Genomic DNA, 9,239 nt, shown 5'->3' with positions numbered 1-9,239 from the left:
TCAAAACGCCGAACCAGCCTACGTAGAGGCGGTTGTCGGTGGAGGTGACCCAGCTACAAAAGCGATCCCACAGGGATGCACTTTCGCGTTGTTGTAAGGTTGTTGTCATGGTAATGATTGCGATTTAGTAGGTTGAAGGTAAGTATTGAACAGGTTTTTCCGCTCATGTCCTTAACATTAGAGAAATAATTGAGTTTTGTAAAGTATTGTTAGTCTAGCTTTGCTGATACGTCTAATAAGTCTGGCTTATGAGTGTTAATAGTAGCAGTTTGTCGCATTTGAAAGCGATTAACCTTCATTCAAAATCCGTACTTCTAGAAATAGAACCCTTTCCCTGGGTTTGCCTAAGCGTGGAGTGTAATTCAAGGGAAAGGGATATAAAAAAACTGCCTGAAGATCTGGCAGTTCTCTAAGTTCGTGATGTTCTAGTGAAAACTTGTTAGCCAAAAATTGACTAACGAATATACTCTTTTAACACACTGTTGCGATTAGGATGACGCAACTTGCGAAGTGCTTTCGCCTCAATTTGACGAATTCGCTCACGGGTGACGTTAAATATTTGTCCAATTTCTTCTAAAGTCTTCATGCGCCCATCATCTAAGCCGTAGCGTAGGCGCAAGACATCTCTTTCACGAGGACTGAGTGTGCCTAAAACGCTTTCAAGGTCTTCGCGAAGCAGGTTTTTTGAAACCTGGTCTTCAGGAGTTTCACCATCAGATTCAATGAAGTCGCCTAGGCGAGAATCTTCCTCTTTCCCAATGGGCGTTTCTAGAGAGATAGGGAGCTGAGCTGACTTAGCAATGAACCGGAGCTTCTCAATGGTCATTTCCATGCGAGTTGCAATTTCCTCTTCAGTGGGTTTACGACCCATTTCTTGGGAGAGGAGCTTAGTCGTTTTTTTGATGCGTGAGATAGTTTCGTAAAGATGTACTGGGAGACGAATAGTGCGTGACTGATCGGCGATCGCCCGAGTAATGGCTTGACGAATCCACCAAGTGGCATAGGTTGAGAACTTGTAACCTTTTTCGTGATCAAACTTCTCAGCCGCTCGAATTAGACCTAAACTACCTTCTTGAATTAAATCTTGAAAAGACAAGCCTCGGTTCATGTATTTCTTAGCAATGGATACCACCAATCGCAAGTTTGACTGAACCATCTTTTCCTTTGCCCGACGACCTTCATAGAGCCGTCTCCGGAATTTAGGCAAGGGTTGATCCACTTCCTTTGCCCAAAGCTCAAGATTTTGTTCAAAATCCTGAGGGTCGCGCTCTAAGCGTTCACCGAGACGATCGCGAATCCGCTCTAGCTCCAACAAATCAGCAATCTTGCGAGCCAACTCGATTTCCTCATCAGCCCGTAGAAGACGGATTCTTCCAATTTCTTGAAGATAGAGCCGAATGGAATCTTCGGTGTAATGCTTCTTCTTAACCTGTGCCCGACGACGAGTTCCGCCTTTAGCGGTTTTTTCATCATCGTCGTCTGGCTCAGCATCTGAATACTCGTCTCGATCATCGTTTGATTCAATCAAAGGGTCATCTAAATCACCCTCAGGTTGCTTCACAATTTCGAGTACATTGTTAGCCTGGGTCATGCCGCGCTCCTCATGCTCCTTGTGACAAAAAATGAAAAGTAACTAAAACCTTGAAGAACATCACGACTCACACACTTTAATCACACTTTAAGTAGTTAACATTTTGCAACACGAGTTGAATATAAAATATTCAGCTTTACTAGCAGTTTGTTAACTAAAAGACACATTCCTTCTCCGCAGTGAAAGACTGGGGTAGAAGCGCTAAAACAGAGAACTAGGTAGTTGTCAGACCTTGGAGTGTTCCAAGATCTTTCCGATTGTAACTTTTCTCACAAAAGTTGCACCCCTCTTCCCATGTTTCATTGCGGAAATGTGATTAAGCTTCTTAAATTTGGGTAAACCCGGTTAGTCGAGTCCGTTCAATTAAGCAACCTTTCAGCAATTTTTTTGAGCCTATTGCATGACTCAGATTGAGCGAGCACGGATTGCAATACCAGGGTGGAACTTCCCTAACGCTTGCTCTAACTCATCTGATTTGCCTAGACTTTTCACCCCGTTAAACTGTCAAGTTTAAGTGGATTTCACAAGCAAAGTTGCCGATTCGTCTCCCTAAGAGTTTGCCAAAAGAACCGAATGCTTGTGATGATGATCATCATAAGCGATGGTATTGCATTAGTGGGAAAATCTTGAGGAACCCAAGCTGAGATTATTCACAATGCCTAAGAAACAGAAGTTTCCCTATCTTGTAGGTTCTAAATGGACTTCTCAACAAGCGACTTGGGGGTGGCGGCATTTTCAGGTGATGAATCGCAAAAATCAGGGGCAGTGGGTATTTGCCGAAATGGTAGCGGCTTGCGACCCTACGGTACGGTTTTGGCTCAATGCGCAGCAGTTGAAGGAGCGATCGCTTTGGCAATCAGGCTGGCAAACGTTGGAAGAAATGCAGGAGGGTTAGATGCAGATACTTTTGAGGGTAGGACTGACCCTATTTTTGCTGCTCTGGAGTAAAGCATCTGAGGCGAATTCTAGCCAACGGATTCCTGGGAATTACGTCTGTCTCAACAATCCGGCTCCTGAGTGCCGTAACCCTGAGCGGCGAGTGACTCCTACCTTTGCCTGTATTAATAGTTCTAACCCTGAGTGTCACAATCCCCTACGACCTAAAATTGAGTTAGAGCCAAGGGCTTGGAGCTGCCAAATGAATCAAAATGTGAACTGCAATAACACAATCCGATATTCTGTGGAGGATAGGGAAAGTTGGGTAGAGTATTTTGAGCCGCGCCTAGATGAAACAACCGTTGAATTTTGATGAAAACGATGACTAGGGCAATGTCTTCCAGGCTTGAACTACAATACGGCTTAGTCGAAGTCGAGACTTTTGATCGAGTACACGGTCATCTGCCAAAACTTCGGCAGTCAGGTCTTCTAAAGATTGCCCTTTGGAGCGTGCCATCTGAACGACTCCAGCGATCGCAGTAGCAACGACTTCTTCATTTACAGTTTTTTTCTGAAGTGCAACTATTTCTTGAGGACTAGCGGGAATGGGATAATGCATTGCTGAAAACCGGAGAGTAAGCTTTTTGTGTAGATTGTAAAAACTATCAAAGTCTTAAAGTGATAGGAAGTCTAACGCACTTTGGTTGATTGTCAAGCTGAAGTTCATCAGAAATTTACTGATTTCAGAAAAAATTATTAGAAATTTAGAATTTACTGGAAAATTAATGAAGCTTGAGATGAGAGAGGTCTTGTACGTCGAGGTTCCTACACCAGATACGGCATCTGTCCGGTACTGGTTGCATCATGATTTCAATTTAGGGTGGGCAGAAGTTGATTGTCAGAAAACCAGAGATGGTTTACGGTTGTCTGCTAAGTTCGCTGCTTCATCAGGTTCAAGTCAAACAAGTCACAAGCAGACACAAAAATTATCGGAAGAACTTTCTATCTTTGTTTGGTCTTTCCAACGAACCACTTATCTCAAGGCATTTTGCTGGGCGGCTCAGCCTTTTCCTCAAGAAACAAAGATTCTCCAGTACTTGAGCCAGGAGTTGCGGGCACAGTTTCCCCATCAATATCCTGAGCCGCCTGCGATCGACTTATCTCAGCAATCTATTTTTGAAGCTCTAGCCGCTCACTATCCTCGTACCGTTCAACATTTTCGTACTATTCCCAATGGTGAATACGACCTGACTCGCGTCTACTGGTGGGAGCAGCGCTGGCGTGAGGGGGTGCGTAGTCCTCAACAGCCTCAGCCAGTAATTTTTGAGCAAGAGAGTCAGTTGGAGCGACCAGCCGATTATGATCTGATTTATGTGGGTGGGGCGCTGGGAGTGATTCATGCAGCAGTGATGGCACAGTTAGGGTATCGTGTGCTGCTGATTGAAAGATTGCCCTTTGGCTGGATGAATCGAGAATGGAATATCTCGAGGAACGAGTTCCAGAGTTTGATTGATTTGGGGTTATTTACGCCAGCAGAATTTGAGGCTGTGATTGCGCGGGAATATAGAGACGGATTTCATAAGTTTTTTGATGCTAATAATCCGCCTCAGGCAAAGGCTCCGGTGCTGCATACGCCGACGGTTTTGAATGTGGCGATCGATGCAGAAAAGTTGCTGCATATTTGTGGTGAGAAACTACGGGCGGCAGGCGGTGATATTTGGGACGAAACGGAATTTGTTCGAGCTGATATTGCGGCAGATGGTGTGAAGGTTCAGGGCATTCATTTACCAACCAAAGTGAGTCGGCAGACACAGGGAAGATTGCTGATTGATGCGATGGGAACTGCTTCACCGATCGCCTGGCAACTCAATGGAGGACGGACTTTCGACAGTGTTTGTCCTACGGTGGGTGCAGTGATTGAAAGTGGCTTTGAACCTGGGGTCTGGGATAGCCAGTTTGGCGATGTCTTGAATAGCCACGGCGACATTTCGCGAGGGCGGCAATTAATTTGGGAGCTATTTCCAGGACGAGGCGGTGAAATAACGGTTTATCTTTTTCACTACCATCAGATTCATCCTGAGAATCCTGGCTCTCTACTGGAAATGTATGAAGACTTTTTCGCGATTCTGCCGGAGTATCGCCGATGCAACCTCGACCAGATGAAGTGGAAGAAGGCAACTTTTGGCTATATCCCAGGACACTTTAGCGTTAGCGGGGACGATCGCCAAACTGCTTTCGATCGCCTCATGGCGATCGGCGATGCAGCATCTCTTCAGTCTCCCCTCGTTTTCACCGGTTTTGGTTCCCTAGTCCGTAACCTGCCCCGCTTAACTGACTTACTCGACACAGCCCTCCGTCACGATCTTCTCAAAGCCACTCACCTCAACCCCATCCGAGCGTTTCAGAGCAACATTGCTGTTACCTGGATGTTCTCTAAGGGAATGATGGTTCCGACTAACCGATTTTTATCTCCATACAAAGTTAACGCGATGCTAAACACATTTTTTGGCATCCTTGCTAGTGAACCCCTGGAAGTTGCAGAGCGATTTGTCAAGGATCAAGCTGGATGGTTAGCCTTTAATCGAATGGCGCTAAAAGCTGCCCGCATCAATCCTTACCTGTTGCTATGGATTTGGGAACTTGCTGGCACAAAAGATCTGTTACGCTGGGTCGGCAGCTATGTCAATTTCACCTTGAGTGCTGGCTTGAGTTGGGTGTTTAGCAAGTTACCTAACTTTGCTCGCTCCATCCAGTCTTGGCTAGAACCTCGTAATCCTGTCCTCTGGCTTTGGCTGCTAACCCAGAGTTATGCTCTAACCTATGGGGTAGGGAAGCCGCGACCTGACCTCCTCAGGATAAAGCCACGACCTCAGATAACTGAGATTTCAGCTTCTCCTACCCTAGTCACCACACCCGTGACTGAGTCTGATTAATCGCGATTTTTCATCAAACGAGTAACCTCCATGTTTGTAAGTAAGACCACCACCAATAACCGTAATAGCGCCCTGCTAAAGCGAACCAATAGCAATCTCGACACTACCCAACTGATGCGTCGCGCTGAAGATTTGGTTTCTGCCGCTTCAAATCGCTATCGCATTACCGTTCAGGTCGCTACCCGGGCGCAACGTCGCCGTTTTGAGGAATTTGATAGCATTGATGACCCGAAAATGAAGCCTGTGATTCGAGCCATTATTGAAATGTCGGATGAGTTGACGCAGCCTGAGATTATTGGCGAGTAGCTTGTCTTAGGGGTAACTTAATGAGTGGTCACCTCTACAAACTTTTTAGGTGAAAATGATGTTGCGTGAAACGATGCTGCGCTTTTTGAGGCGTTCTTTACTGAATACTTTCAAGCGACCTCTTAAGGGTATCTCGAAAAGCTCGCCCCTTCTTTTACTGCTCCTGACATTTGCCACAGTCTTATTGGTGAGGACTCAACCCCTTGTAGCACAGGATGTTCGGGTGGGCGATGCATGGCAGCAAGTCTATGAGTTGCTGCCCGATTTTCCTCGCGAGAACCAGTACGTTAACCGAGAAAATGGTAAGGTTGCCGAGAGCAACACCCTCATCAGCCGCTTGATTCGTTATCACGTTTATGTCAAAGTTCGCCCCGTTAACTATCGCTTAGATTGGAAGCTAACTTTAGCAGACTACTTGGGTGCAAATGAGCGGATGATGCCTGCATCTAGTTATCCTAGTGCAGATACACTCCGCACTAATCCTTTTCAAAACGATGTTGCTGTAATCCGCAACTTAGATCGCACACAACGAGATGCACTCGTACAGACACTCGTTAATGTTTTCACAACCAGAGACACTATTCCTGAAGCCGATTCTGCACCTATACCTCAGCGACCAAATGCTATACCTGCTGCGCCTCTTGCGCCCCTGGTCGTTCCTCAGCGGGAACCTCAACCTGGGGATGCGCATCTGCTATTGCCCTAGGAAGTCGGTATGCCTCGGCAACTGAAGAGTGGTAGCGGTTGGCGGTTGGGTTGGGATGATGAGGCGATCGCCTTTCAAGGCTTGATCGGCGGAGATGGGTGGGCGATCGAGCTAACCGCAGCGGAACTTGAAGACTTTTGTAAATTATTGACGCAGTTGGCTGAAACCCTACGCCAAGTGAGCCAAGACTTGATGCGTGAAGAACGAATTAGCTGTGAGGTAGAGAGTGAGCTAATTTGGCTCGAAGCGGAAGGTTATCCTCAGGATTATGACCTGAGATTAATTGTCCTAACAGGGCGGCGCGGAGAGGGGTTTTGGAACGCCTCGGCGGTATCAGAGTTGCTCCAAGCTACACAAGTTCTCAAAGTTTTTTAAGCAGTTTTTTAAGCAATGTCTGTACCCTTATGCTATGCTTGCTAAGCACTAAATCAGTGTATCGGGGCGTAGCGCAGCTTGGTAGCGCACTACTTTGGGGTAGTAGGGGTCGCAGGTTCAAATCCTGTCGCTCCGATTAGGTAGAAGCCATGCAGCTTTAGGGCTGTGTGGCTTTTATACTTGAAGTTCTGAACATTACAGAGCGTGAGGCACCTGGGAAGATGAGGCTTCTGAGAGAGGAGTTGGATGCGCCACTGGACGTGCGGCAGAATTAGGCTGGGACGACGTGAGGTTGGCGAGTAGGGGCACACAGCCAAAAATTGCAGAGGTGCCGCAAACAGAAGCAATGATAAGCGCGATCGCAGTGAGGCGAGATTTTACCTGAGGCGACATAGGAGGCTTCTTGAGTGGGTTACAACTTAGGTTTTTGATTATCTATAAAGAGATACAGACAACTGTTGTAAACGGTTTTAAAGGAACTTGATGAAGTTCTGTAAATTTTACTCTACCTTGCCCAATTGTTTGAAACCTAATTATTTGGAAATTGCGATCGCTCCACCCTCCCTTCCTCTTCTCAACGCGTATCTGACCGATACACTCTACAATGAGGGGCTGAGGCAGGCGTTGCTCGTGGCAAGCTGGAAAGAGTAAATCTATGGATATTTCAATTCTAGTCAGGACATTTGTGGCAGTATTTGTCCTTGCTGATGCGTTGGGCAATACACCCATCTTCCTGATTTTGACCAAGGGAATGGAATCGGAACAGCGAAATAAAGTGGTCGATCGCGCGAACTTAGTTGCCACAGTTGTATTACTAGTGTTTGCTTTTGTCGGGCAGCCCATTCTTCGGTATATGCACATCAGCATTGCTTCAATGCAGGTCGCAGGCGGCTTGTTGCTACTGTTGGTTGCCCTAGAAATGTTGCAAGGTGAGCTATCAGAGCCGATCGTTGAGCAAGCGCGAGATATTGCCATTACGCCCCTGGCATTGCCTCTATTGGCGGGCCCTGGAACCCTAGCAACCGTAATGATCATGGTGTCAGAATCTCCCAATGCCCATGCCAGCGTTATTGTAGGAATTATTGCTGCCATGGGCATTACCTGGCTCATTATGCGACAAGCCTCTCGTATTGACCATTTGATGGGCGCAGAAGGAGCAATCATTGCCACAAAACTGCTGGGGTTCTTGCTGGCAGCGCTAGCCGTTGAGATTGGTAGTGCTGGGATTCGAGAATTATTTTTAGTTCCTTCAGGTCTTTAAAGGACTAACCTGAGGCTTGGATTCTTCGCTACTGTTGAATTTGTCATTAAACTTGCCACTACTTTTGAATCATTATGCTGAGAGCCGGAATTGTTGGACTACCCAATGTTGGAAAATCCACTCTATTTAATGCGCTAGTTGCCAATGCCAAGGCAGAGGCTGCCAATTTCCCGTTCTGTACCATTGAGCCAAATGTAGGCATTGTAGCGGTTCCTGATGAGCGACTGTCGGTGTTGGCAAAAATTTCGCAGTCGTCAGCCATTCTTCCGGCAAAGGTTGAATTGGTGGATATTGCAGGATTAGTCAAGGGCGCAAGTCAGGGCGAGGGATTAGGCAACCAGTTTCTTGCCAATATTCGGGAAGTCGATGCAATTATTCAAGTCGTTCGCTGTTTTGATAACGATGACATTATTCATGTGTCTGGCTCGGTTGACCCGGTACGCGATATTGAAGTAATTAACTTGGAATTGGCGTTGTCAGATTTGTCGCAAATTGACAAGCGGATTGAGCGCACCCGCAAGCAATCTCGTAACAGCACTAAGGAATCGCAAGCAGAGTTAGAAGTCCTAGAGAAGCTCAGTGCTGCCCTTAATGCTGGCAAATCTGCTCGTCAGGTGGAGTTAACAGAAGAGGAAGAGCTTTTAGTTAAAGGGCTAGGATTGCTAACCCGTAAGCCAATCATTTATGCTACCAATGTCGATGAGAATGATCTGGCAACGGGCAATGATTGGGTTGAACAAGTGCGCAGTGTAGCAGCACAGGAAGACGCTCAGGTGGTGATTGTTTCGGCTCAGGTTGAGTCGGAGTTAGTAGAACTGCCTGACGAAGATCGGCAGGATTTTCTGGCGTCTTTGGGTGTGGAGGACGGTGGCTTAAAGACCTTGAGCCGTGCAACCTACGATTTGTTAGGATTACGAACTTATTTTACTACGGGCCCTAAAGAAACTCGCGCTTGGACAATTCGAGCGGGGATGTTAGCGCCTCAAGCCGCAGGTGTGATTCATACAGATTTTGAACGCGGCTTTATTCGGGCTGAAACAGTGGCGTATAACGATTTAGTAACTCTAGGCTCGATGGCAGCAGCTAAGGAGAAGGGGTTAGTCCGAAGTGAAGGGAAAGAATATTTGGTGAAGGAAGGGGATGTGTTGTTATTTCGGTTTAACGTGTAATCTTTTTAACGTGTAATCTTTG

The 9,239-nt window shown here is 46.6% G+C and carries 13 protein-coding genes and 1 tRNA gene; 10 read left to right on the top strand and 4 right to left on the bottom strand.

Going from position 1 to position 9,239, the window contains the following annotated elements; genetic code table 11:
• The coding region (locus KME11_19235; GenBank protein ID MBW4517345.1) for a photosystem II q(b) protein at positions 1–109 on the bottom strand (109 nt) is incomplete at its 3' end.
• Between the two features lie 345 nt (positions 110–454).
• Positions 455–1,591 carry an RNA polymerase sigma factor RpoD gene (rpoD, locus tag KME11_19230; protein ID MBW4517344.1) on the bottom strand — a complete coding sequence of 379 codons (1,137 nt, stop codon included), beginning with the start codon at positions 1,589–1,591 and terminating at the stop codon, positions 455–457.
• Positions 1,592–2,246: 655 nt separating this feature from the next.
• Between rpoD and KME11_19225 the strand changes: the two genes are divergently transcribed.
• Both KME11_19225 and KME11_19220 read left to right on the top strand, forming a co-directional pair.
• On the top strand, positions 2,247–2,486 hold the full coding sequence (locus KME11_19225) for a TIGR02450 family Trp-rich protein (protein MBW4517343.1): 240 nt from the start codon (positions 2,247–2,249) through the stop codon (positions 2,484–2,486).
• Positions 2,487–2,840, top strand: coding sequence for a hypothetical protein (locus tag KME11_19220; protein ID MBW4517342.1), 354 nt, complete (start codon positions 2,487–2,489; stop codon positions 2,838–2,840).
• Positions 2,841–2,852: 12 nt separating this feature from the next.
• Here KME11_19220 and KME11_19215 read toward each other — a convergent pair whose 3' ends face one another.
• The gene (locus tag KME11_19215) at positions 2,853–3,086 is read right to left on the bottom strand and encodes a hypothetical protein (protein MBW4517341.1); all 234 of its coding nucleotides are present in this window, start codon (positions 3,084–3,086) and stop codon (positions 2,853–2,855) included.
• Positions 3,087–3,264: 178 nt separating this feature from the next.
• On the opposite strand from KME11_19215, the gene KME11_19210 reads away from it, so the two are divergent.
• From KME11_19210 to KME11_19190, 5 genes are all read left to right on the top strand, one after another.
• On the top strand, positions 3,265–5,400 hold the full coding sequence (locus KME11_19210; protein ID MBW4517340.1) for a flavin-dependent dehydrogenase: 2,136 nt from the start codon (positions 3,265–3,267) through the stop codon (positions 5,398–5,400).
• Between the two features lie 30 nt (positions 5,401–5,430).
• The gene (locus tag KME11_19205) at positions 5,431–5,706 is read left to right on the top strand and encodes a DNA-directed RNA polymerase subunit omega (protein MBW4517339.1); all 276 of its coding nucleotides are present in this window, start codon (positions 5,431–5,433) and stop codon (positions 5,704–5,706) included.
• A gap of 187 nt (positions 5,707–5,893) precedes the next feature.
• Positions 5,894–6,412: a hypothetical protein gene (locus KME11_19200; GenBank protein MBW4517338.1), complete on the top strand. Its 519-nt coding sequence runs from the start codon at positions 5,894–5,896 to the stop codon at positions 6,410–6,412.
• Between the two features lie 9 nt (positions 6,413–6,421).
• Positions 6,422–6,787: a DUF1818 family protein gene (locus KME11_19195; protein MBW4517337.1), complete on the top strand. Its 366-nt coding sequence runs from the start codon at positions 6,422–6,424 to the stop codon at positions 6,785–6,787.
• 62 nt (positions 6,788–6,849) lie between these two features.
• Positions 6,850–6,923 (top strand) — tRNA-Pro (locus KME11_19190).
• A gap of 59 nt (positions 6,924–6,982) precedes the next feature.
• On the opposite strand, the gene KME11_19185 is transcribed toward KME11_19190, so the two are convergent.
• Positions 6,983–7,180, bottom strand: a complete 198-nt coding sequence (locus KME11_19185; protein MBW4517336.1) for a hypothetical protein — start codon at positions 7,178–7,180, stop codon at positions 6,983–6,985.
• A 90-nt stretch (positions 7,181–7,270) separates the two neighbouring features.
• Here KME11_19185 and KME11_19180 point away from each other — a divergent pair, with 90 nt between their 5' ends.
• The 3 genes from KME11_19180 (at position 7,271) to ychF (ending at position 9,217) form a co-directional block, all read left to right on the top strand.
• On the top strand, positions 7,271–7,438 hold the full coding sequence (locus KME11_19180; GenBank protein ID MBW4517335.1) for a hypothetical protein: 168 nt from the start codon (positions 7,271–7,273) through the stop codon (positions 7,436–7,438).
• Positions 7,439–7,442: 4 nt separating this feature from the next.
• Complete coding sequence (locus tag KME11_19175) at positions 7,443–8,048, top strand: MarC family protein (GenBank protein ID MBW4517334.1); 606 nt, start codon at positions 7,443–7,445, stop codon at positions 8,046–8,048.
• A 74-nt stretch (positions 8,049–8,122) separates the two neighbouring features.
• Positions 8,123–9,217, top strand: coding sequence for a redox-regulated ATPase YchF (gene ychF / locus KME11_19170; protein ID MBW4517333.1), 1,095 nt, complete (start codon positions 8,123–8,125; stop codon positions 9,215–9,217).
• The last annotated feature ends 22 nt before the right edge of the window (positions 9,218–9,239 follow it).

The organism is Timaviella obliquedivisa GSE-PSE-MK23-08B (genome assembly GCA_019358855.1).
Taxonomy (GTDB): Bacteria; Cyanobacteriota; Cyanobacteriia; order Elainellales; family Elainellaceae; genus Timaviella; species Timaviella obliquedivisa.
The sequence above is the reverse complement of the archived record's forward strand: the minus strand, read 5'-3'. Positions and strand labels throughout refer to the sequence as shown.